The sequence below is a fragment of the Pseudocolwellia sp. AS88 genome, assembly GCF_030551755.1.
Taxonomy (GTDB): domain Bacteria; phylum Pseudomonadota; class Gammaproteobacteria; order Enterobacterales; family Alteromonadaceae; genus Pseudocolwellia.
This window is the reverse complement of sequence record NZ_JAUPEC010000005.1, coordinates 173,150-196,008: the sequence shown is the minus strand read 5'-3', so window position 1 is coordinate 196,008 and position 22,859 is coordinate 173,150. Positions and strand designations below refer to the sequence as shown.

The window sequence follows — 22,859 nt, the reverse complement described above, 5'->3', positions numbered from 1 at the left end:
GAGGCTTACTTTTATTTCAAATTAAGAATATCTATTAATGATGGCTAAGTGATATCTTACTAGCTTCACTAACTACTTTCTTTTGAGCTTCTTTCGAAAGATCTTCAAAATGAATAATAGGTTCGTTTCTCACACACATTAATGCCTCGTTAAATAGCTGGCAAGAACCTTTAAACAGATCTTTATCTCCATTAGTGTAAGAACACGTATCTTTTATCTGCTTTTCGGCACATGCTTGCCAAGGAGCCTTATGAGTGTGAGAGTCGTGTGCACTAGCACTTGAAATACATACTAGTACTGTCAAAAAACAGAATAAAAATCTAGAATAAATAGTCATTATTGCGCAGTCTCTCCTGTGAAGCAGCCAATGAAAAGATTTTCCCCTGGGCCAGCTGAATGATAATGGTACCCACGAACATCATCGGTATGTCCACGACATGAATCTAAATCAGTTTCTTCTTCGTTATTCTCATCTAACATGCTGTATATTGCATATCCATCAAGTGCATAACCAAAAGCACCACCATGCCCGTCAGCTTCAAAGGCAACAGCAGGACAACTACCTTCGCCATGATTAGCACCATGATAATGATATCCAGCAAATGGATTTACATGTCCAACACAGTCATCAAATGCTGCAATTGTGTATGCGCTCAAAATAGCTTCAGTAGGTGCAGCAGCATCTAAAGTTACACCATTAAATGATACGCCAATACTGCTTCTCTCTACTGACCCCGCACTAGATCGTGCAACAGGAGTAACCGGGATTAAAAAGGTAGATTCAATACCTTCACCTTCAGCATCGCTGTAATATTCAATATCACACTGTACACAAAAGTTATTATATTCGGCTGCTACATCAGGTCTAGCGGCAGCTTCACATGATGTTTGCGTATCAGTGATATTAATAGCTCCCGTTGCTTCATCGAATAACTGCCAATTACTGTCGCCATAAAAACTATCTAAATTACTTACAAACTCACCAGTAAGATCATATAACACACCATCATCAAACCATTTACCCGCATCAACGGCTTCAGTTGATGTGCTTTCTGGACAAAATGGACCTAATTCACTTCGGTCTGATGGAAATCCACTAACAGTAATAGAGTAACAAGTAGAAGATTCACCATTAGATAATGTACAAGACACTTCAGTTATAGAAGCAGACGAATCAAATTTAGTGGTATCAACAGCATAACCACTTACTTCATCTGTTGATCCGCTGTCGGTTTCTGTTTCAATGACTTCTTCAACACTATTTTCTGAAGTCGTATTTTCTGAATCACTGCTGCCACAACCAGTAAAAAATAAAAGGCTTAATACAGGTACGCCTATCGTTAACATTTTATTCATAACAACTCTCTATTTATAAATTTATGTAATAGTGCATTACAATTGTGCAAATAATGTGGAAACAGTGAGGAGATTGAACATCAGTAAATTAAGTACATTAGAAGTTTACTTATACTTAATATAAGTATTCAGAAGTCTTACTTCGTATTTTGCTAACCTTGATAATTTCTTTATAGTTGGTAAATAACACCAACAACAAGTGAATTTAATTCATCTGTCGAATGATTTTTTAACGTTTGTCACTATTCTTGCTTAAATATATTATTAACTTGTTTTTAAATCTCCCCGATTAAAAAGCATTTTATATTTATGGACGCCATTTAAGCGTCCTTTTTTTTTACTTTTTTATTCTTATGTAAAAAGATCATTCCCCTGTCTTTGCGACAACACCTAGTTCAATTAATAAACACAAACTTCACGTTAATACCTACTTTGGCCTTTAAAAATAAGCCCAACGAGTGAATATTACTCATTCAACAAATGACTTTTTAACATTTGTGATTAACTCAGCTTATTAATAATATAAAATTGTTTTTGAGTCTCATCCTCCGATTCGAAATACAAGATAATTATTTTAGGCGCCCTTTTACGCCTTTATGACTAAACTAAGTTTTGACTATTTTTGATTATTTACTATAGTTAGAACTACTTTGGTGCGTTGTGCCGCACCAAAATAAGTCATAAAAGTTTAAAGTACAAAATTACCTACAACTATGTATTTAACTGATTGTTTTTTATGTTTAATTTAAATGCTATATTACGGGTCTAATTATTGCTTTAATAGAATATAAATAACTACCTTGTTGTAAATGATATGCCAATTCAAACTCCGATCAGAGGCCTAAGGTCTTTTTGTATAGCCGCTAAATGTTTAAGTTTTAAACATGCAGCTTCACAACTTTTTTTAACGCCTTCAGCTGTTAGTCATCAAATCAAACAGTTAGAAGAGCAACTTGGCATTTGCTTATTTAAACGTCAAACTCGCGCTATTGAATTAACCAGTGCAGGAAAATTATTTTATCAGTCTGTTAACCCCCTGATAAACCAGCTGGAATCAACGATTTCAGAGTTTACTAACAGCCAACAAAATACCAATATTATTATTAGCATGCCTGAATTTTTTGCTAGTGAGCTATTCATACCTAAATTAAGTCAATGGGCAGAAGAAAACCCGACCATTAACTTACAGCTTGAAACTGTGAAGTCTGGTTCAAAACCATCTCAAGTTGCTGACCTATCAATTGTATTAGCTAACGGTAAACCGAATGCCAGCATAGTTCACGATCTATTCCCTATTAGATACGCACCTGCTTGTAATAAGGCGCTTTATGAAAAGTGGAAAGAAAGCGGTGTAGATGCACTTAAATCTATTCCATTACTTTTACATCGCTCTCGTCCTTGGTCTTGGCATCAATGGGCTGAGAAAAAAGGCCTAACGGATTTTGATCCTAAACAAATTATACAATTCGATAGCATGTTTGGTGTTGCTCGTGCTGCACAACAGGGAATGGGGATAGCGTTAATACCTTTACCTATGAGTGATGCATGGTTTAAAGAAGGCTCGTTAGTTAAGTTATTTGAAGATGAGTTGGTAACGAATGATCGTTATTACTTAATTCAACATGAGAATTTAGAAAACCAAAGTGAACTTGAAATATTCGCAAAGTGGGTAAAAACAACATTTTTGGATACAAGCGGTCAGTAAAATTTAATCAATTTTTAGCTATACACTAGTCAAAACCAGCCATTCACTGGTAGAATTATAGGTAAATTTATTGTAAAAAAATAAAGAGACCGATTTAAGATGGGAAGAGCTTACCAAAACCGTAAATTATCGATGGCCAAAACTCAAGGTGCCAAAACTAAAGTTTATTCAAAATACGGTAAAGAAATATACGTATGTGCTAAGAATGGTAGTACAGATCCTGACAGTAACTTATCTCTTCGTCGCTTAATTGAAAAAGCTAAAAAAGACCAAGTACCTACTCATGTAATTGATAAAGCTATTGAAAAAGCTAAAGGTGCAGGCGGCGAAGATTACAGTGAATCTCGTTACGAAGGTTACGGCCCAGGCGGTTGTATGGTTATTATTGATTGTCTTACTGATAACGGCAACAGAACCATTAAAGACGTACGCCAATGCTTTACTAAAACAAATTCGAAAATAGGCTCTTCAGGTACTGTTTCTCACATGTTTTCTCACCAAGCTGTATTTGCATTTAAAGGTGAAGACGATGAGTCAGTATTTGAAAACTTGTTAATGGCTGAGATTGATGTAACTGATGTTGAACTTGAAGATGGTATTATTACCGTGTTTGCTCCACATACTGAGTTCTTCAAAATTAAAACAGCTTTTGCTGAAAGCATGCCTGAATACGACTTAGAAGTTGAAGAAATTACTTTTGTTCCGCAAAGTTACACTGAAATTACCGATGAAGAAGATATTGCTAACTTTGAGAAGTTTATTGCAATGTTAGATGACTGTGATGATGTGCAAAACGTTTACCATAATGCAGAAGTTGCTGAAACCGAGTAATAAAAAGCATTAAGAGTATTTAATAAGAAAGCATCTAACTTTTCAGTTTAGATGCTTTTTTTATATCTGTTATTCGTGAAAATACTGAGAGTAAGTATTAAATCATTATATTGAATATGATGACTGATGCTGAGTCTTGGTTACTTGCTCTCTTCTTGTTTTACTTCTTGCCAAAAATCTTCTAACTCTTCCAATTTATGCTCGGTGAAAGTTTTAGATGAACTATTTACTTTAGCCTCAACTGACTGAAAACGTTTTGTAAACTTGCTATTGGCTTTACGTAGAATTGCTTCAGGGTCTTGTTTAGCATGTCGGCATAAATTAACAACAGCAAATAATAAATCACCTAGCTCTTCTGATAATGCATCTGGGTCGCGATGTAACTCAGCTTTTACTTCTTGAACTTCTTCTTCAATTTTATCGAAAACATCATCAAGATTATCCCAATCAAATCCAACATGAGAGCAGCGTTTTTGTATTTTAGCTGCTTGCGATAAAGCCGGTAAGTTTTTAGGAATATCAGCAAGAATACTTAATGTTTGCTGATTGACATTATTATTTTCTTGCGCATTTTTTTGCTCACGCTCTTTTGCTTTTTCGTTTTCCCAATTGGCTTTAATATCAGCATCTGTTGATAAATCAGTATCTGAAAACACATGAGGATGTCGTCTGATCAACTTTTCACAAATAGCTTCAACAACGTCGTCAAAACCAAAGAGCTTTTCTTCTTCGCCTAACTGACTATAGAAAATGACTTGAAAGAGTAAATCACCCAGTTCTTTTTTTAATTCTGCGTAGTCTTGTTGTTCTATAGCATCAGCAACTTCATAAGCTTCTTCAAGTGTGTGAGATACAACAGAGGCAAAAGTTTGCTTAATATCCCAAGGACAACCAGTTTGAGGGTCGCGCAGGCAAGTCATTATCCAACGTAGTTTTTCTATTGAAGCTTTTTCGTTTAACATTTTATTTTTACCGTACTATTTTCAGAGTAACTTATATTTTTTTAGGGAAACTAAGACTTAAAGTCTAAACACGCTTAGCTTCAATAATATCGTCTAGCTGAAGTAATTTACCTATCAACCTCTTTAACACTTCATGGTTGGTTAACTCAAGTTTCAAAAACATTGAAGTAGTATGTTGTGATCGATCTGAATGGGTGTCCATACCAACAATACTTACCCGTTCATTTGCGATAATTGTAGATATATCTCGAACTAAACCTTGCCTATCACTCGCAATTAGTTGCACGGTAACTTGATAGCTAGATTTTTGTTCATCGCCCCACTGAACTTCTATTTCTCTCTCTGGTTGTGAATGAAGCGCATTGGAAAGCTGATCACAATCAATACGATGCACTGATATTCCTCGACCTTGCGTTATAAAACCTAGAATATTGTCACCTGGTACAGGGTGACAACACTTCGCCATATGCGTCATTAAATTACCAACACCTGAAACTGTTACACCATTAGCATCAGCTTTCTGTTTTTGTGCTGGATTAGGCTCTTTGACAAGAGATTGAGGATCTATATCTTCAAAAGCTTTATGTTCATCTTCTTGTTGGTTTAGGTAGTTAACAATCTGTTGTAAACGTGCTCCACCTGAGCCAATAGCTGCGTATAGCTCATCAACACTACTAACATTAAAGCGTTTAAAGGTTTGTGTTAAGTCGACTTGTGAAAGATGTAACTTATTAAGCTCTGCATCTAATAATTCTTTACCCGAAGCAATATTTTTGTCTTTATCTGCATGCTTAAAAAAGTATTGAACCTTAGAACGCGCACGTGATGTATGCAAGTAATGTAAATTAGGATTCAACCAGTCTCGACTTGGTGTTGCTTTTTTACTACGTAAAATTTCAACTTGGTCGCCAGTTTTCAATTTATGAGTAAAAGGTACTATACGCCCAAAAACTTTTGCGCCAACACAGGTATTACCTACGTTTGAATGAATGTAATAAGCAAAATCTAATGGTGTGGAATTAACAGGTAAATCGATAACTTCACCACTTGGGGTAAATACATAAATACGATCTTCAAAGACTTGGCTTCTGAATTCGTCAATTAACTCGCCGCTTTCAGTAACATCTTCCTGCCACTGCAAGATTTTTCTTAACCAACTAATTTTGTCATCAAAACCTGTAGTTTTTCCTGAAGCGGTACCTTCTTTGTAGCGCCAATGAGCTGCAACACCAAGTTCGGCATCATCATCCATTTGTTGAGTTCTAATTTGTACTTCAACGGCTTTACCTTCTGGACCAAGTACAACAGTATGAATAGATTGGTAACCATTAGGTTTTGGAGTTGCTACGTAATCATCAAATTCACTAGATAAGTGTTTCCAGTTGGTATGCACAACACCCAAAGCGCTATAACAGTCTTGAAGGCGATCAACAATGATGCGAACCGCACGTACATCAAATAACTGGTCAAAATCTAATGACTTTTGTTGCATCTTTTTGCAAATACTAAAAATATGTTTAGGCCGACCAAATACTTCACCTCGTACTTCTAGTGCTTTCAGTTGTGCAGATAAATTACTTACAAAATCAGCCATGTATTGTTCACGGTCGAGTCTCTTTTCATCAAGTAACTTGGCAATTTTTTTGTAAGTATTTGGGTGTAAGTACCTGAAAGCCAGATCTTCAAGCTCCCATTTTAATTGACCAATACCTAAACGATTAGCTAGTGGCGCATAAATATTAACGGTTTCTTTTGCACTAATAACTTTGGTTTCTTCATCTTCATTTTTTACCATACGTAAATGGCATAAACGTTCAGATAATTTGATAACTACGGCACGTACATCATCAACCATAGCGAGTAACATTTTACGAATGTTGTCTATGTGTGTTCCCGAAACTTGTCCGCTATGTCTTTTCTGTAGAATTTTAATGGCATCCATCTGGCTAACGCCATCACACAAGCCATAAATTGATACGTTAAAGTTTTCTTGTACGTAGCTCAATTGAATACATTTATATTCAAGTAAAGGGCACAGAAAAGCGGCACATAACGAATCTTTATCGAGATTAAGCGCGGAAAGAATTTCAACCATTTCTTGTGATTTTGTAAGGCATTCATCTTCGCCTTCAAAAAATGGGGATACCTTTTCCCATAACACTTTTATCGCATCTTTTTTTACATCAATAAGCTCTAATGTTTTTAACCATTGTTCAAAGTTTAATGATGATGTTTGATGTGAACGACGAACTGAAACCATAAAATCCTACTTTTTTTGAAATGCGATAACTAGATTACAAAACATTTGCCTTGTCTGAATAATGTATAAGTTTTACGTTTATTTAAAATATAAAACCTATACATTCAAGTTCAACAGACCCTGAGCTATTTCTTTTTATACAATACCATAGTCTCTATATGCTTAGTTTGAGCAAACATATCCATTATGGCAATTTTTTCTATAACATATCCCTTGTTAATCAATAGTTCACTATCTCTAGCTAAGCTAGCAGGGTCACAACTTACATAAACTATATGAGGGATGTTTAAGTGTAAAAGTTCACTAATTGCTTCATAAGCACCAGCTCTTGCAGGATCTAGAAGAACCTTATTATAAGTAGTGCTTAGCCATGGAGAACCCGTCCAAGTACTATTTAAATCAGCCTGGTAAAATTCAGCATTATTAATATTATTAACTTTAGCATTGTAAGCTGCTTTGCTCACCATAGATTGAAGACCTTCAACACCAACAACGCTATCGACTTGTTTAGCAATCGGTAAACTAAAATTACCTAAACCACAGAATAAATCCAGTACCCGATCATCAGCTTCTAACGATAACCATTCTATCGCTTGAGTGATCATCTTACTATTTACGTTATGATTAACTTGAATAAAGTCTTTAGGTTCAAAATAAATATTAAGAGCTTTATCACTAGCTTTTATATTAGTGTTATCTATTGAATAAAATAAGTCAGTAATAGCATTAAGTGGCTTAATTTTTTCGCCATCATCAATAAAAACCTGCCAGTTTTGCTGTTCTGCGATAACTTTCCATAAATCACTGTCTTGCGTGTTGAGCGGCACTAACTGCCTTACAACTAAGCTTACCTGATCGGTAGTAATAACTTCAATATGACCAATGGATTTAGCTAAGCTTAACGTTTGTATAAAATTTTTGAGAGTTGTAAAGATTTGTTTAATGGGTTCAGCTAGCACCGGACATTCTTTTAATTGTGCTAAGTTATTACTACCTTTTTGTCTAAAGCCAACAATAGGTTCGCCATTTTTATTATACTGAACGCCAATACGGGCTTTTCTTCTATAATGATAAGGTTCACTACTAATGCTATCTTGCCAAGGAAGTTGTGCCGTTATTTTATTACGAGAGAATAAATCAATCACTTTTTGCTGTTTAAAGCTTAAGTGCTGCTCAAACGATAAGTGTTGTAAGTCACACCCACCACAAGTTTTAAAGTGTTTACACAGAGGTTTAATACGTTGTTCACTTGGTTGTTGAATATCAACTAAACTTGCTTTAAAAAATTTACCTTTAGCATCTGTTATCTTAGCGGTTACTTTTTCTTGAGGTAAAGTATTCTCAATAAAAACAGGTTTTTTTTGATATTTACCTACACCTGTTCCATTGTGATCAAGTCGATCAATTGAAACTGATATCACTTGTCCTGTAGGTTGTTTTTTATTACTAGGTTTGAAAAAATTGGCCATGTTTTTATCTTAATTGAGTTACCGTCGATCCAACGCTACAAATTCAAACGTGTATATGACATGATAAGAAAATAATCTTTGTATTGTTTGAATTAACACCCAAAAATACGAACTAATTACACACATATAATTCTACACTAAGTTAACCGATACATGCATAAAATTAGCCTTAAAGATTGGGTCATTCTCCTTACTATTATTCCAACAATTCTAATTGGTTTAAGTATCGCCACTTATTTTTCGTATAGTCGATATGTTGAATTGGATAAATTTTTAGATGCTCAAGCTCAAAGTATTATTGAGCCTTTAGCCATTGCAAGCACTGATAACTTAATTAACCAAGAACAACAAAAACTACGACATCTTATTAGTTTTGCACACCGTAGCCAGTCCTCAATTGTCAAAAACATAGCCCTTTTTACAAGAGATAATCAAATATATGTAACTAGCTCTTACCATGGTGATATCGACATAATGCGTCTCCCGCCTGGTGAAGCAATCCCAAATAAAACCTCTAAAATAGAGTATGACGATTACATTGTGTTTAGAGCTCCCATTATTGATGAATATAACTCGATAAATAACAAGCTTACACCTTTGGGATATATCTCGATTCAAATAGATAAAAGCAAAATACAATTTATTCAACAAAGCGAAGTACTTATCGCTTTTACTATTGTTTTATTTGGTATTTTGATTAATTTCATTTTTGCATCTCAACTCATTAAAAATGTCACTAGCCCTATATCATCTATGGTACAAGTGGTTGATAGAATTAGAGAAGGCAAGCTAGAAAGTCGTATTAGTGGTCAGCTCATTGGTGAACTCAATTTTCTAAAGAAAGGTGTAAATTCTATGGCACAGTCTTTGGGAGACTTTAATGACGAAATGCAACGTCATGTTGACCAAGCTACTATTGATCTACGCGAAAGTTTAGAGCAATTCGAAATACAGAACGTTGAACTCAATATTTCCAAACGAAAAGCACAAGACGCAAACCAGGTGAAGTCTGAATTCTTAGCTAATATGAGTCATGAGCTAAGAACTCCTCTTAATGGCGTTATTGGGTTTACTCGACAAGTACTAAAAACCCCGCTTACCGATACGCAACGTGATTATCTATATACTATAGAGCGATCTGCAGCTAATTTGCTGTCTATCATTAACGATATTCTTGATTTCTCTAAGTTAGATGCGGGTAAAATGGTATTAGAAAAAATCCCTTATTCATTAAGAGAAGCAACCGAAGAAGCCATCACGTTATTGGCACCTAGCGCACATCAGAAAAACATTGAACTGTCTTTTAATATTACCTCTTCAGTACCCGATTCACTTATTGGTGATGCTATGCGAGTTAAGCAAATCATCATAAATCTAGCCAGTAATGCGATTAAATTTACTGATAAAGGCTCTGTAAATATAGATATTAAATGTCAGCAAAATGATCAAGAAAAAGCGATGTTAAAGGTTGATGTCGTTGATACGGGCGTCGGTATAAATAGTAAACAACAAGAAGCTTTGTTTGAAGCCTTTAGCCAAGCCGATACAAGTATTACGCGTTTGTATGGTGGAACAGGTTTAGGTTTAGTTATCTCTAAACGTTTAGTTACTGAAATGAACGGAGATATTGGATTTTCAAGTGAAGAAGCTAAAGGCTCTACATTTTGGTTTACTTTTGAATCAGAGCTAACACCTATACCATTGATATCTCAGCTACACACCTCATCATTAGTTAACAAAAAAATACTCTACCTTGAGCCACATATGCACAGCAGAATGGCAACAACACAAATCATGACAGATTGGATGATGGATGTTTCTCATGTAACGAGTATCGAACAAATTAAAGATGCTTTATCGCAAGATCATGACTACGAACATGTATTAATAGGCCACGACATTAGCACCACAGCATTGGATGAGCTTAAAACGTCAATCAAGGAGTTCAATCAAAGTCATGTATCCATTCACATTGCTGTTAATAGTAATTCGCCAAACATATACGAAACACTTTTTGCTAGTGGAGCCTCAAATTGCATAAGTAAGCCAATTACGCCGAGTAAATTAAATAAGGCACTAACGCATCAAGACAAAACCTCAAATACTTCAATAGTGGATAATCAAATTAAAAACATTATCCCTATTAAAGTATTAGCTGTAGATGACAACGAAGCCAACTTGAAGCTAATCAAAACATTATTATTAGAACAAGTAGCTGAAGTAGTAACTGCTAGCAATGGGTTGGAAGCTGTTGAGCTTTGTAAAACAGAGAAATATGCTCTAATTTTTATGGATGTACAAATGCCTGTTATGGATGGAATAACGGCTTTAGCTGAAATAAAAACAAAAACCTTTAATGAATCAACCCCTATTATTGCTGTAACCGCACATGCTTTACATGGTGAGAAAGATAAATTGATTGATAAAGGTTTTGATTTCTATATGTCGAAACCAATTGATGAAGCTATGTTAGGTCACACAATATATGAATACAGTGATATAACTAAGTTTAATGACCATTCATTAGAAAGTATCCATACGCAAGTAAAAAACACCACTCCAGAGCCTGTAATAGATGCATATTCCACAACAATTATTGATTGGCCTTTAGCTTTAAAAAGAGCCGCCAATAAAGAAGGCTTAGCCATTGAAATGTTAGAGGGATTAGCAAAAAGTTTACCTGAGGCTAAGCTGCAAATATCTGATGCTATTACCGCATTAGATACAGAGCAACTAAAAACTCATATACATAAATTAAACGGTGCTTGTTGTTATTCTGGGGTGCCTAATTTAAATAAAATAACGCAACAAATAGAAACATCATTAAAACAAGAAGTAAGTATAGAAGAGTTAGAACCGGAGTTTTTTGAATTATTTGAGCATTTAGATAATGTAATCAAGGTAGCGCCACAAGTACTAAATTCATTTACTGCTTCTGCAGTTAAACTTAATACTCATGAATAATTTATGAAAATTTATGAGTAAGTTTGTCTAATCCTCTCTCAACTTTATTTGAGCACCTGCATTTATTTCACCTTCTGCAGATATAGTGGCAACGCCACCATTACATTCAAGAATAGCAACACCTTCGCCTTCGATATTTCGAATGCATACTAACTCATAGCCAAATTTACCTAGGCTACTCGCCGAAAACTTTTGAGCTAATGTTAACTTATCCCACCAAACAGATGTTTCTGGGTTATCCCCACGTCTATCAACCATAGGTGGTTTTAGGAGTTCCATAAGTACACTCCACTATCCATAAAAAAATACAGTACATAAAGTATAGACCCAAAAAATAAGAACAGTTAAGAAAATAGTACTTTATATGTAAAATTAGGTAACAACAATGGAATTTGCAGTGGAACTTATAGATAGAGTAGGATTTGAAAAGAAATAAGAAGCGGTTAAATTGACAATACAACGAAAGCTGTCGCGTAATTTACTTCATCAGATAAAGTAATGTGCCACTTAGTTGCGCCTAATGACTGGGCTACTTCTAATGCTTTGTTGGTTAAACTTAAAGTCGGTTGACCTGATGCTAAAGTTTGAATTTCGATATGTTTAAAAGACACACCTTGCGCGATACCTGTTCCTAAAGCTTTAGATAAAGCTTCTTTACCAGCCCACCTTTTTGCTAGATAACGTTCTGGTTGTTTTATTGTTTTATAATGTTTGTATTCAGTGTCAGTTAAAACACGTAAAGCAAGGCGATTAAGCACTTGCTCTGACATGCTAGTAATTCTATTAATTTCTACAATATCTGTTCCAATACCAATAACTGACATCTTCTACCTTCAACAGCGGTTCTACGTTTTACGGTAGTTATATTTTACTTAAGCCCACGAGCTTCTAACATAAGGCGTTTCATATCTCTGATCGCTTTATCTAAGCCGTCTATAACTGCACGAGCAATAATACTATGACCAATATTAAGTTCTATTATTTCAGGAATAGCTGCGATAGGTTTAACATTAAAATAGTTTAAACCATGGCCCGCATTTACTTTTAAGCCTTTACTATGAGCATATTGAATACCTTTAGTCAGCCTTGCTAGCTCAGCTAATTGTTCTTCTTCATTAGTTGCATCAGCGTAATGCCCGGTATGAATTTCAATATAAGGAGCTTTAGTTGCAATAGCTGCATCAATTTGTTTTATGTCAGCATCAATAAATAAACTCGTTTGAGTACCAACAGCTGATAAGCGGCTAACAGCCTTTGTAATTTTATCAAGCTGGCCCACAACATCTAAGCCACCTTCTGTTGTTAATTCTTCACGTTTCTCTGGTACTAAACAACAAAAAACAGGTTTTACATCACAAGCAATATCTAACATTTCATCAGTAACAGCCATTTCTAAATTCATACGTGTATTTAAGGTTTGCTTAAGTACATGAATGTCTCGGTCTTGAATATGACGTCTATCTTCACGCAAATGTACTGTAATACCATCAGCACCGGCATGTTCAGCAACAGTTGCTGCGTATACAGGATCTGGAAAGTTTGTGCCTCGGGCTTGTCTTAAAGTGGCAATATGGTCAACGTTAACGCCTAGTAAAATATCATTCATAATTGGCTCTTCTTTTATACTTTCTTATATTTGAAAATTCTTTTTAAATTCTTTTATAACAGCTAACAACTTATCGCGTAAAAAGCTTCCTGCTATTAAGGGGCTTACCGCCCAGTAAATTATTAATAACTTGCCGCATAAGTAATTTAAATGTTCTTAATACCCTTTCATCTTCAAGACGTTCTTCAGCAATAGCGAGCAAATGTTCACGGCTGTATTTTGGTATATTTAATTTACTAAGAACAGGAACAAAACCTTCTTCTAGTATGTAGTAAAAATAGTTTTCTTGCGATTCGAATACGTCACTAAAGTCAAAACTTTGTCCTAATTCATCTAACAAAGTCATTTCAAACGAACGTAAGTTTTGTTCAACAGGTTGTTGTTCCGCTAAGCTTTGTAAACTCATTTTATATTGATAAAAAAGCTCAGGACATTCTATATGCTCGCCCAGTAATTTAATTAACAACTCATTAAGGTAAAAACCACAAAATACATAATTACCCGATAAAGGATAGGAGCGTTGGCTGGTTTCTATTCGACTTAAATTCTTAAGCTGCCCTTTACCCTTTAGTACAACTTGTAAGGGCAAAAAAGGCTGTAGCAGCCCTTTTTTATTAGATTTTTGTGTTTTACCTGTGTAAACAACAGCTGAAACTTTACCACTTTGCTCAGTGAGTAGGTCGACAATTAATTGGTTATCTTTAAAAGGCTTGCTATGAAGAATAAAGGCTTCTTGTTCAGTTGCTTCCATCGATACACTTATAATTGTTTAGCTTTGATTTTACTTTAGGTTTCTAGCCCGAGTAATCATCGCCGTAACCTAAACTACGTAAGGCTCTTTCATCATCAGCCCAGCCAGATTTAACTTTTACCCAAGTTTCTAAAAATACTTGTTGGCCAAATAAAGCTTCCATATCACGACGAGCTTCTTGCCCTATGGTTTTAAGTCTTGCGCCTTTATTACCAATAACCATTCTTTTTTGCGTTTCGCGCTCAACTAGAATCAGAGCATTAATGTGATATACGCCTTTCTCATCCATCTTAAACTGCTCTATTTCAACAGTCGTAGAATAAGGCAGTTCATCACCAGTAAAACGAATTAACTTCTCTCTGATAATTTCAGACGCCATAAAACGACTTGAGCGATCTGTTATGTAATCTTCAGGAAACCAAAAGTCACCTTCAGGTAATGAACTCATACATAAGTCATGGATTTTATCTACGTTATCGCCTTTACTTGCTGAAATAGGGATAATATTTTGAAAGTCATGCTTAGCGCCTAACTTTTGCAAATGTGGAAGTAATTCTTCTTTGTTTTGAACGTTATCAATTTTGTTAACAACTAATACGCAAGGTGCGCCACTTTTCTTAATTTTACTTAATACAAGCTCGTCATCAGTTGTCCAATGTGTACCTTCTACTAAGAATACAATAAGCTCAACTTCAGCTATTGAACTACTTGCAGCTCGGTTCATCAAACGGTTAATGGCACGTTTTTCGTCAGTATGTAAACCAGGAGTATCTACCAATACCGCTTGTTTAGTCTCTTCAGTAAGAATACCTAAAATACGATGACGTGTTGTTTGAGGTTTTTTAGAAGTAATACTAATCTTCTGGCCCAACAAACTATTTAATAAGGTTGATTTACCAACGTTTGGACGACCGACAATAGCAATTAGTCCACAATGTTTCATTTCTGTTGTCATTTTTAAATTAAGTCCAATACTTGTTGAGCAGCTGATTGTTCAGCCTTGCGTCGGCTAGTGCCTTTAGCGATAACTTCTGTGTCTATTACACTGGTTATACACTTCACTGTAAATTGTTGGTTATGTGATTGCCCTGTAACTTCTATCACTTCATATTCAGGAAGTGGTATTTTTTTACCTTGTAGATATTCTTGCAAACGTGTTTTGGGATCTTTTTGCTCATTACCAGGTTTTATTATATCTAAGTGATGATCAAACCAACTAAGTATTAAAGCTTTACAAGTTTCTTGGTCTGAATCTAAATACACTGCGCCAATAATAGCTTCAACAGCGTCTTCAAGAATTGAATCTCGTTTATGTCCACCACTCTTTAGCTCGCCAGCACCTAATATTAGGTGTTCGCCTAACTTAAAATGTCGACCAAGTTTAGCTAGAGTAACGCCTTTAACTAAGCTCGATCGCATGCGAGTTAAATCACCTTCGTCATGCTTAGGAAATTTATTAAATAACACTTCAGCGATAACAAAACCTAAAATGGAATCACCTAAAAACTCTAAACGTTCGTTGTGTAAACCTTTAGCGCTTCTATGGGTTAATGCTTGCAATAATATATCTTGATCATTGAACTTGTATCCAATGCGCTTAGATAAAGCTGCAAGTGTAATAGGTGTATTTTTGATCAATTAATTTATTCCACCTAAACGTTCAAATCTAACCCCTGTAGGGATCCAATGAGGTAAAATACTGTCTTGCTCTCTACCAAAGGTAAAACTCATCCAAATAGCAACAGCTTCACCAACCAAGTTTTCTTCAGGAACAAAGCCCCAAAAACGACTATCTAAACTATTATCTCGGTTGTCACCCATTACAAAATATTGACCTTCAGGTACCACAAACTCATCACGCTGTGTACTTGCTTGTTTATAATAATGAGGCGTACGCGCAATAATATTGTTATTAATTAAAATATCATGCGTCTTATTAGGCATTTCAGAGGTGTAACGACTTAAACCATATGAGCCGTCAGGTGTAGAATCTTCAGGTCTAAAGGTTTGTACCACTTGTTCAAAATCAGAACAGGCTTTATCTGCTGGCTTACATACAGGTTTAATGTATAGCGATTTATTACGATAAATAATACGATCACCAGGCAAACCAATAACACGCTTAATGTAGTCAATCTCTGGCTCTACTGGGTATTTGAACACCACAACATCGCCACGCTCAGGTAAATTTATTTCAACAAATTTATGACGAACCACAGGATCGCGTAAACCATAATTGAATTTATTTACTAAGATGAAATCGCCATCAAGTAATGTCGGCATCATAGATCCTGAAGGGATCTGAAATGGTTCGTATAAAAAAGAGCGTAGTATCAACACAAAAGCAATAACAGGGAAAATTTGCACTGCTGTATCAACTGTTGCTGAAGGCTCTAGTAATGAAGCTTTAGTCGCTGCATCTAGTTCACCTTCACATTGTGCTTGTGCATTCTCTAATTTTAATACACGTTTTGGTGCTAAATAGAATTTATTTGCTAACCAAACAATCCCTGTTAGTAACGTTATCGCTACTAAAAATATAGAAAAATAAACTGCCATATAGATTCCGTTTTGTCTTGTTTAACTGAAACTAATTTTCTAATTTCAATACTGATAAAAATGCTTCTTGCGGTATTTCAACATTACCAACCTGTTTCATACGTTTTTTACCGTCTTTTTGTTTCTGTAATAATTTCTTCTTACGTGAAATATCACCACCGTAACATTTTGCTGTTACGTTTTTGCGTAATTGTTTTACGGTTGTTCGTGCGATAACGTTGTTACCGATAGCAGCTTGAATCGCGATGTCGAACATTTGTCTGTGGATCAGCTCTTTAAGCTTTTCAACTAACATACGACCACGTGATATTGAATGAGATCTATGAGTGATCATAGCTAACGCATCAACGCGATCACCGTTGATCATTACATCAACCCTTACCATATCTGCAGGCTCAAAACGTACAAAGTTATAATCTAAAGAAGCATAACCACGGCTGGTAGATTTCAGTTTATCAAAGAAATCCATTACCACTTCAGCCATAGGCAACTCGTAAGTTACGGCTACTTGATTACCATGATATATAATGTCTTTTTGCACACCACGCTTTTCAATACATAAAGTAATAACATTACCTAAATGCTCTTGTGGTACTAAGATATTTGCTTGAACGATAGGCTCACGAATTTCTTCAATATTATTGATTGCTGGTAAATCACTTGGATTATCAATCGATAATACATCACCATTGGTACACGCAATTTCATAATTTACGGTAGGCGCTGTCGTTATTAGGTCTAGGTTGTATTCACGCTCTAAACGCTCTTGAACAATCTCCATATGGAGCATGCCAAGGAAACCTATACGGAAACCAAAACCTAATGCGGATGAATTCTCAGGTTCAAAAAGTAACGAGGCATCGTTTAAGCTTAATTTATTTAGCGCATCACGGAAGTTCTCATAGTCTTCTGAACTAACAGGAAAAATACCTGCATAAACTTGTGGTTGTACTTTCTTGAAGCCAGGAAGTTGTGAAGCCGCTTCTTTTTTAGAAATTGTGATGGTATCACCTACTGGTGCACCATGAATTTCTTTAATACCAGCAATAATAAAACCAACTTCACCGGTTCTAAGAATTCCAGTATCTGTTTGCTTCGGCGTGAATATACCAACTTTGTCGATAAGGTGAACTTGTCCTGTAGACATAACCACCATTTTATCGCCTTTTTTAACTTCACCATTCATCACACGAACTAAAGATACAACACCTTGGTAATTATCAAACCATGAGTCGATAATAAGCGCTTGTAATGGTGCGTCTCTTTCGCCTACTGGCGGTGGAATATTAGCAACAATGGTTTCTAAAACATCTTCAATACCAATACCTGTTTTAGCTGAACATTGCACAGCACCTGTTGCATCAATACCGATAATATCTTCAATTTCTTCAGAAACACGGTCTGGATCTGCTTGAGGTAAATCAATTTTATTTAGAATTGGAATAACTTCGAGTTCCATTTCTATCGCTGTATAACAGTTAGCAACGGTTTGAGCTTCAACACCTTGACCAGCATCTACAACCAATAAAGCACCTTCACAAGAAGCTAGAGAGCGAGATACTTCATAAGAGAAATCAACATGACCAGGCGTGTCGATAAAGTTAAGTTGGTAAGTTTCACCGTCTTTAGCTTTATAGTCTAAAGTTACACTTTGTGCTTTGATAGTAATACCGCGTTCACGTTCAATGTCCATTGAGTCAAGAACCTGTGCAGACATTTCACGATCTTGCAATCCACCACAGTGCTGGATTAGACGATCAGAAAGCGTAGATTTACCATGGTCGATATGGGCTATTATCGAGAAATTTCGGATATTTTTCATAGATGGAGGTTCAAGTACAACAATTATAAAATTAACAATAGCGGGATTTTAACGAATTTAGCGTACGGGGGCTATCTTTATACTCAATTAACTTTCAATTACAGTAATTCTTTCTGTAAGAATACGTAAAATTTTCGGTGTTAATCTGGCTTTATTTTTAGAAGAAGATTGTTTGTTTTTTGCTAAAGAATAACCTAAATAACCGCCTAACGCTGATAACACCACGCCAAACAATTCATGAGGTAGCATACCATTACTGATAAAATACTGCCCTACACCAGCAAAAGAAATTAAACCGATAAGTGGAAATAAATATACTTGCCAAGCACTTTGCAGTAAACAAGCATCTGAAAGTCCAAGCACAACAGTATCCCCAACTTTAAGAGGTAAATCACTTTCTAAGGTTAACGATAATTTTTTAGTAGGAAAAGCTTTGGCAACTTGTCCGCTTCCACAGTTATCAACTTGCTGACAACCCGAGCAAGCAGACTTAACCTCACTCATTATAGATACGGTATTGTTATCAACATGAACAACCGTTGCCAACTCTTCCATTATGGTATGTTCTTATTCGGTATAAAACTAACTGAATCAGCAATACTTTGCGCTGTAATTAATGGAATTTTACCTACAACACTCACTTCAACACCATTTGATACCTGGTTGAAAACACCTGTTGCACCATTCATTACAAATTCAGCTTCTCGGTTATTAACGGGAGCTTTATTAATATAAACCGAAATATCCACTAAACCATCAGAGAAAAGCATAAATTCTGTTGCTTGTTTAGTAATGGTTAATTGATGATGGTTCGCTCTGATTTTTTCAAATCCGCTCGGTAACCAGTTAATGTTCCAACGTAACTCACTTTCAGGTGCAGCTTCAGGAACTTCAACAACAGCAGGTAATTCAGAAGTTTTTAAGATTTTTAAAGATTCAGGCAAACCCTGAGAAAATTCTAAATGGGTAAACTGTACTTGTTCTAGCACGATACCTTGATGAGTAATTAAAGACATTTTAAGAAGCATGCCTGACTCTTGATCTATCCATAATCGATAGCCATAACGATTAGGATCTTTAGAAACAATACGAATTACTTGCGATGAACGACCTAATACACGACTTTTTCCTAATGAAATAAAATCGTAGTTTTCTTGTAAAGTAGAGATATCACCACTAAGGATAGCTGGAATTGGTCCACTAATTTGGTATGTTTTAACAGAATAAGGAGGCAGTTCAGGTTCAATATAACTTACAATTTCATTTCTTCTTAATACGTCTCTTCGAGGTCCATTAAGTAAGGATAAAATTTCTAGCTCATTACCTTCTTCATCAACCCCATGAAACCAATGATAAGGTTCAGCGTGGTTGTTTTTAATAACCACAAATGAGGTACTAAAATTACGCGTTTTTAAAGATTGAGATAAAGAGCTAAGCCAAGTTGATGCTTGCTCTACCTCTGCGGCGATTGCTGTAAAACTAGTACTCAGCAATAGTACGCATGCTAATATTCTCATTTAGGCAGGTTTTCAACCTTATTGTTTGGAGTGTTTTCTAGCTCAGTTGCAACTTCATCTTTAGCTGCGGTTACAGCTGTTAATTTAATTTGTTGTTTATGATCAACAAGTAAAGCTTGTAAACGACGTTGTTGTTCAATGTAAGCTTCTTTTTGAGATTTTTGAGATGGCTGTTGATAGTTAAAGCTAACAGGTTCAGCTATACCAACAAATGCACTTGTTTGAATATTTTGAATTGGCGCGGCATCATCGGTTTGAGCAACATTATTTTGTTGAACACCTAACACCATTAAACCAGCAGCAGAAGCTGCAATAGCTAATTGCCCAAATGGCTTAACAAAACTCACAACACGAGCTTTAAATCCAGTTTCTTTTTTCGCTGTATTTTTTGGAGCTAATACAGTTGGCTCATTTTCAATTGCCGCAGAAATTTTGTCTGCAAGGTCTAACTGTAATGTTTCAGGAACATCGTCTCTCATGATGTCACCCATCAATTGATAACGACCCCAAGTATCAGACAATTCACTATCTTTGATTATTTCATCAAAAGATTCATCTTCATGACTATAATTATCAACTAAAGATGACACTGTCTCAAACTTACTTTCACTCATACATACACCTTAAAATTAGCGTTGTAACTAAAATAGTTACTTAACTCTGAAGTAATGGTCGTATTTTTTTATCTACAGCATCTCGTGCTCTAAATATTCTTGAACGAACTGTACCAACAGGACATTCCATAATAACGGCTATTTCTTCGTAACTTAAACCTTCAAGCTCCCTTAAATTTATCGCTGTGCGTAAATCTTCAGGTAACTGCTCAATTGTATTAAATACTACTTTCTTAATTTCGTTTGTTAATAGTAATTTTTCAGGAGACGCGTTTTCTCTTAATGCATCTCCACTATCATAAATCTCTGCATCTTCAATTTCAACATCTGAACTTGGTGGTTTACGTCCAGTTGCTACAAGATGGTTTTTTGCACAGTTTACAGCAATACGATAAAGCCAAGTATAAAAGGCACTATCGCCTCTAAAGTTAGGTAATGCTCGATACGCTTTAATAAAAGCTTCTTGTACTATATCGGGCACATCACTTTGGTTTCTAACATAGCGTGAAACTAAACTTGCTACTTTATGTTGGTATTTAGTTACCAGCAAATTAAAGGCATGTTTATCACCACTTTGTACTCGTACAACCAACTGTTGGTCAACGTTTTGTTCACCCATTCGAGCCCTATCTCCTAAATAATACTTAACTTCTTTAACATCTGGCTCATGGCAAACGTATAAATTAGGACTGCCCTAATATGAAAAAGTTCGAAATAAAAATAAATAAATTAACAATAAATTAAAGAATTGCGCTATAAGCCTTTATTTTTACTGTTCTAGACAATGAATAAAAGTTAATATCTTTGTATATATAATACAGCAATATTAGAATTTTATGAACAAACAACACAACTGTGACGTATTAATTATTGGAAGTGGAGCAGCAGGCTTATCACTTGCATTACATTTATCTAAAAATGCTGATGTTGTTGTTCTCAGTAAGTCACGAGTGAATGAAGGTTCCACCTATTATGCGCAAGGTGGAGTTGCTGCAGTATTTGACGAGAATGATAATATTGAATCTCATGTAGCAGATACTCTAATCGCAGGTGCTGGCTTATGCGACGAAGACGCTGTTCGTTATACCGCGGAAAATGCGAAAGAATGCATGGAGTGGTTAATTGGCCAAGGTGTAAACTTTGACAAAGAAGAATCTACCGGAAGCGAAGTAAAATATCATTTAACTCGTGAAGGTGGTCACAGCCACCGTAGAATTTTGCACGCAACAGATGCTACTGGCAAAGCCATTCAAACCACACTAGTAGATCAAATTAAAAACAATAATAGAATACGTTTATTTGAACGCTACAATGCTATCGACTTAATTACAAAAACCGATAACAACAATAAGCAAGAGTGTATCGGTGCTTATATTTGGAACAGAAATACTGAAAAGGTTGAAAGTATTTCTGCTCAGAAAATTATTTTAGCGACGGGTGGAGCAAGCAAGGTGTACCAATATACCTCTAACCCAGATGTTGCTAGTGGTGATGGTATTGCTATGGCTTGGCGAGCTGGTTGTCGTGTGGCAAATATGGAATTTAATCAATTCCATCCTACTTGTTTATTTCACGCTGAAGCTGGCACATTTTTATTAACTGAAGCTCTAAGAGGCGAAGGTGCACTATTAAGACGCCCAGACGGTAGTCGTTTTATGCCTAGCTTTGATGAACGTGCAGAATTAGCTCCACGTGACATTGTTGCCCGAGCGATAGATTATGAGATGAAGCGTTTAGGGGCTGACTGTATGTATTTAGATATTAGTCACAGACCAGACGATTTTATTAAACAACATTTCCCTACTATTTATAAAAAAACATTAGCCCTTGGTATAGATATAACTAAACAACCTATCCCTATTGTTCCTGCCGCTCATTACACTTGTGGTGGTGTCATGATAAATAAACAAGGAAAAACTGACTTAGAAAATTTATACGCTATTGGTGAAGTTGCATACACCGGATTGCATGGAGCCAATAGATTAGCGAGTAACTCTTTACTTGAATGCTTAGTGTTTGCACGTGGCGCAGCTCAAGACATAGAAAAAACCTTAAAACGAGAAGTTAAATATTTAGCACTCCCCGCTTGGGATGACAGCCGAGTAACGGATTCTGACGAAGAAGTAGTCATACAACATAATTGGCACGAGCTACGTTTATTTATGTGGGATTATGTTGGTATTGTTAGAACAACTAAACGTTTAGAGCGTGCTCTACATAGAGTTGAGTTACTACAACGTGAAATTGATGAATACTATCAGAACTTTAGAGTGAGCAATAATTTATTAGAATTACGTAATTTAGTACAGGTTGCGGAGTTAATTATTAAGAGTGCGATGGAGCGTAAAGAAAGTCGTGGACTTCATTACACCTTAGATTATCCAGAACTAAGTAGTGAAATTAAAACTACAATTTTAACACCTACCAAACATTAATTTAATCA

The 22,859-nt window shown here is 35.6% G+C and carries 21 protein-coding genes; 4 read left to right on the top strand and 17 right to left on the bottom strand.

The annotated features are described in order from the left end of the window. Positions 1 to 34: 34 nt before the first annotated feature. Complete coding sequence (locus Q5N69_RS05840; RefSeq protein WP_304367924.1) at positions 35 to 337, bottom strand: hypothetical protein; 303 nt, start codon at positions 335 to 337, stop codon at positions 35 to 37. After that, positions 337 to 1,356, bottom strand: a complete 1,020-nt coding sequence (locus Q5N69_RS05835) for a YHYH protein (RefSeq protein WP_304367923.1) — start codon at positions 1,354 to 1,356, stop codon at positions 337 to 339. Before Q5N69_RS05835 ends, Q5N69_RS05840 begins: the two co-directional genes overlap by 1 nt. An 820-nt stretch (positions 1,357 to 2,176) precedes the next feature. Here Q5N69_RS05835 and Q5N69_RS05830 point away from each other — a divergent pair. Then, positions 2,177 to 3,061, top strand: coding sequence for a LysR family transcriptional regulator (locus Q5N69_RS05830; RefSeq protein ID WP_304367932.1), 885 nt, complete (start codon positions 2,177 to 2,179; stop codon positions 3,059 to 3,061). A 99-nt stretch (positions 3,062 to 3,160) separates the two neighbouring features. Continuing rightward, positions 3,161 to 3,892, top strand: coding sequence for a YebC/PmpR family DNA-binding transcriptional regulator (locus tag Q5N69_RS05825; protein ID WP_304367922.1), 732 nt, complete (start codon positions 3,161 to 3,163; stop codon positions 3,890 to 3,892). Between the two features lie 140 nt (positions 3,893 to 4,032). On the opposite strand, the gene mazG is transcribed toward Q5N69_RS05825, so the two are convergent. The 3 genes from mazG to rlmD all read right to left on the bottom strand — a co-directional run bounded on the left by mazG (position 4,033) and on the right by rlmD (position 8,583). Further along, positions 4,033 to 4,854, bottom strand: a complete 822-nt coding sequence (gene mazG, locus Q5N69_RS05820) for a nucleoside triphosphate pyrophosphohydrolase (RefSeq protein WP_304367921.1) — start codon at positions 4,852 to 4,854, stop codon at positions 4,033 to 4,035. Positions 4,855 to 4,918: 64 nt separating this feature from the next. Next, positions 4,919 to 7,114, bottom strand: a complete 2,196-nt coding sequence (gene relA / locus Q5N69_RS05815) for a GTP diphosphokinase (protein WP_304367920.1) — start codon at positions 7,112 to 7,114, stop codon at positions 4,919 to 4,921. Positions 7,115 to 7,239: 125 nt separating this feature from the next. After that, on the bottom strand, positions 7,240 to 8,583 hold the full coding sequence (gene rlmD, locus Q5N69_RS05810) for a 23S rRNA (uracil(1939)-C(5))-methyltransferase RlmD (RefSeq protein ID WP_304367919.1): 1,344 nt from the start codon (positions 8,581 to 8,583) through the stop codon (positions 7,240 to 7,242). Between the two features lie 153 nt (positions 8,584 to 8,736). Between rlmD and barA the strand changes: the two genes are divergently transcribed. Continuing rightward, positions 8,737 to 11,547: a two-component sensor histidine kinase BarA gene (gene barA, locus Q5N69_RS05805; protein ID WP_304367918.1), complete on the top strand. Its 2,811-nt coding sequence runs from the start codon at positions 8,737 to 8,739 to the stop codon at positions 11,545 to 11,547. Positions 11,548 to 11,574: 27 nt separating this feature from the next. Here the strand turns inward: barA and Q5N69_RS05800 are convergent, their stop codons facing one another. The 12 genes from Q5N69_RS05800 to rpoE all read right to left on the bottom strand — a co-directional run bounded on the left by Q5N69_RS05800 (position 11,575) and on the right by rpoE (position 21,035). Further along, positions 11,575 to 11,826, bottom strand: a complete 252-nt coding sequence (locus Q5N69_RS05800; protein WP_304367917.1) for a hypothetical protein — start codon at positions 11,824 to 11,826, stop codon at positions 11,575 to 11,577. Between the two features lie 164 nt (positions 11,827 to 11,990). Beyond that, a complete protein-coding gene (gene acpS / locus Q5N69_RS05795; protein WP_304367916.1) occupies positions 11,991 to 12,371 on the bottom strand; it encodes a holo-ACP synthase in 381 nt (126 codons plus the stop codon). Between the two features lie 44 nt (positions 12,372 to 12,415). After that, positions 12,416 to 13,153 carry a pyridoxine 5'-phosphate synthase gene (pdxJ, locus tag Q5N69_RS05790; protein ID WP_304367915.1) on the bottom strand — a complete coding sequence of 246 codons (738 nt, stop codon included), beginning with the start codon at positions 13,151 to 13,153 and terminating at the stop codon, positions 12,416 to 12,418. Positions 13,154 to 13,223: 70 nt separating this feature from the next. After that, complete coding sequence (gene recO, locus Q5N69_RS05785) at positions 13,224 to 13,904, bottom strand: DNA repair protein RecO (RefSeq protein WP_304367914.1); 681 nt, start codon at positions 13,902 to 13,904, stop codon at positions 13,224 to 13,226. Positions 13,905 to 13,947: 43 nt separating this feature from the next. Beyond that, on the bottom strand, positions 13,948 to 14,859 hold the full coding sequence (gene era / locus Q5N69_RS05780; protein WP_304367913.1) for a GTPase Era: 912 nt from the start codon (positions 14,857 to 14,859) through the stop codon (positions 13,948 to 13,950). A 2-nt stretch (positions 14,860 to 14,861) separates the two neighbouring features. Continuing rightward, positions 14,862 to 15,539: a ribonuclease III gene (gene rnc, locus Q5N69_RS05775; RefSeq protein WP_304367931.1), complete on the bottom strand. Its 678-nt coding sequence runs from the start codon at positions 15,537 to 15,539 to the stop codon at positions 14,862 to 14,864. Positions 15,540 to 15,542: 3 nt separating this feature from the next. Beyond that, the gene (lepB, locus tag Q5N69_RS05770; RefSeq protein WP_304367912.1) at positions 15,543 to 16,463 is read right to left on the bottom strand and encodes a signal peptidase I; all 921 of its coding nucleotides are present in this window, start codon (positions 16,461 to 16,463) and stop codon (positions 15,543 to 15,545) included. Between the two features lie 31 nt (positions 16,464 to 16,494). After that, positions 16,495 to 18,285, bottom strand: a complete 1,791-nt coding sequence (gene lepA / locus Q5N69_RS05765) for a translation elongation factor 4 (RefSeq protein WP_304367911.1) — start codon at positions 18,283 to 18,285, stop codon at positions 16,495 to 16,497. Between the two features lie 87 nt (positions 18,286 to 18,372). Next, positions 18,373 to 18,840, bottom strand: coding sequence for a SoxR reducing system RseC family protein (locus tag Q5N69_RS05760; RefSeq protein WP_304367910.1), 468 nt, complete (start codon positions 18,838 to 18,840; stop codon positions 18,373 to 18,375). Continuing rightward, positions 18,840 to 19,802, bottom strand: a complete 963-nt coding sequence (locus tag Q5N69_RS05755) for a MucB/RseB C-terminal domain-containing protein (RefSeq protein ID WP_304367909.1) — start codon at positions 19,800 to 19,802, stop codon at positions 18,840 to 18,842. Before Q5N69_RS05755 ends, Q5N69_RS05760 begins: the two co-directional genes overlap by 1 nt. Then, entirely contained in the window at positions 19,799 to 20,416 is a 618-nt protein-coding gene (locus Q5N69_RS05750; RefSeq protein WP_304367908.1) for a sigma-E factor negative regulatory protein, read from the bottom strand. The genes Q5N69_RS05755 and Q5N69_RS05750 overlap by 4 nt, the downstream gene beginning before the upstream one ends. A gap of 40 nt (positions 20,417 to 20,456) precedes the next feature. Continuing rightward, on the bottom strand, positions 20,457 to 21,035 hold the full coding sequence (gene rpoE / locus Q5N69_RS05745) for an RNA polymerase sigma factor RpoE (protein ID WP_304367907.1): 579 nt from the start codon (positions 21,033 to 21,035) through the stop codon (positions 20,457 to 20,459). A 217-nt stretch (positions 21,036 to 21,252) separates the two neighbouring features. Between rpoE and nadB the strand changes: the two genes are divergently transcribed. After that, a complete protein-coding gene (nadB, locus tag Q5N69_RS05740) occupies positions 21,253 to 22,851 on the top strand; it encodes an L-aspartate oxidase (protein WP_304367906.1) in 1,599 nt (532 codons plus the stop codon). Positions 22,852 to 22,859: the final 8 nt, after the last annotated feature.

Coding starts and splice junctions, on each gene's coding strand:
- Q5N69_RS05840 (WP_304367924.1), bottom strand. CDS start 337: ATGACTATTTATTCTAGATTTTTATTCTGTTTTTTGACAGTACTAGTA.
- Q5N69_RS05835 (WP_304367923.1), bottom strand. CDS start 1,356: ATGAATAAAATGTTAACGATAGGCGTACCTGTATTAAGCCTTTTATTT.
- Q5N69_RS05825 (WP_304367922.1), top strand. CDS start 3,161: ATGGGAAGAGCTTACCAAAACCGTAAATTATCGATGGCCAAAACTCAA.
- mazG (WP_304367921.1), bottom strand. CDS start 4,854: ATGTTAAACGAAAAAGCTTCAATAGAAAAACTACGTTGGATAATGACT.
- relA (WP_304367920.1), bottom strand. CDS start 7,114: ATGGTTTCAGTTCGTCGTTCACATCAAACATCATCATTAAACTTTGAA.
- rlmD (WP_304367919.1), bottom strand. CDS start 8,583: ATGGCCAATTTTTTCAAACCTAGTAATAAAAAACAACCTACAGGACAA.
- barA (WP_304367918.1), top strand. CDS start 8,737: ATGCATAAAATTAGCCTTAAAGATTGGGTCATTCTCCTTACTATTATT.
- Q5N69_RS05800 (WP_304367917.1), bottom strand. CDS start 11,826: ATGGAACTCCTAAAACCACCTATGGTTGATAGACGTGGGGATAACCCA.
- acpS (WP_304367916.1), bottom strand. CDS start 12,371: ATGTCAGTTATTGGTATTGGAACAGATATTGTAGAAATTAATAGAATT.
- pdxJ (WP_304367915.1), bottom strand. CDS start 13,153: ATGAATGATATTTTACTAGGCGTTAACGTTGACCATATTGCCACTTTA.
- recO (WP_304367914.1), bottom strand. CDS start 13,904: ATGGAAGCAACTGAACAAGAAGCCTTTATTCTTCATAGCAAGCCTTTT.
- era (WP_304367913.1), bottom strand. CDS start 14,859: ATGACAACAGAAATGAAACATTGTGGACTAATTGCTATTGTCGGTCGT.
- lepB (WP_304367912.1), bottom strand. CDS start 16,463: ATGGCAGTTTATTTTTCTATATTTTTAGTAGCGATAACGTTACTAACA.
- lepA (WP_304367911.1), bottom strand. CDS start 18,285: ATGAAAAATATCCGAAATTTCTCGATAATAGCCCATATCGACCATGGT.
- Q5N69_RS05760 (WP_304367910.1), bottom strand. CDS start 18,840: ATGGAAGAGTTGGCAACGGTTGTTCATGTTGATAACAATACCGTATCT.
- Q5N69_RS05755 (WP_304367909.1), bottom strand. CDS start 19,802: ATGAGAATATTAGCATGCGTACTATTGCTGAGTACTAGTTTTACAGCA.
- Q5N69_RS05750 (WP_304367908.1), bottom strand. CDS start 20,416: ATGAGTGAAAGTAAGTTTGAGACAGTGTCATCTTTAGTTGATAATTAT.
- rpoE (WP_304367907.1), bottom strand. CDS start 21,035: ATGGGTGAACAAAACGTTGACCAACAGTTGGTTGTACGAGTACAAAGT.
- nadB (WP_304367906.1), top strand. CDS start 21,253: ATGAACAAACAACACAACTGTGACGTATTAATTATTGGAAGTGGAGCA.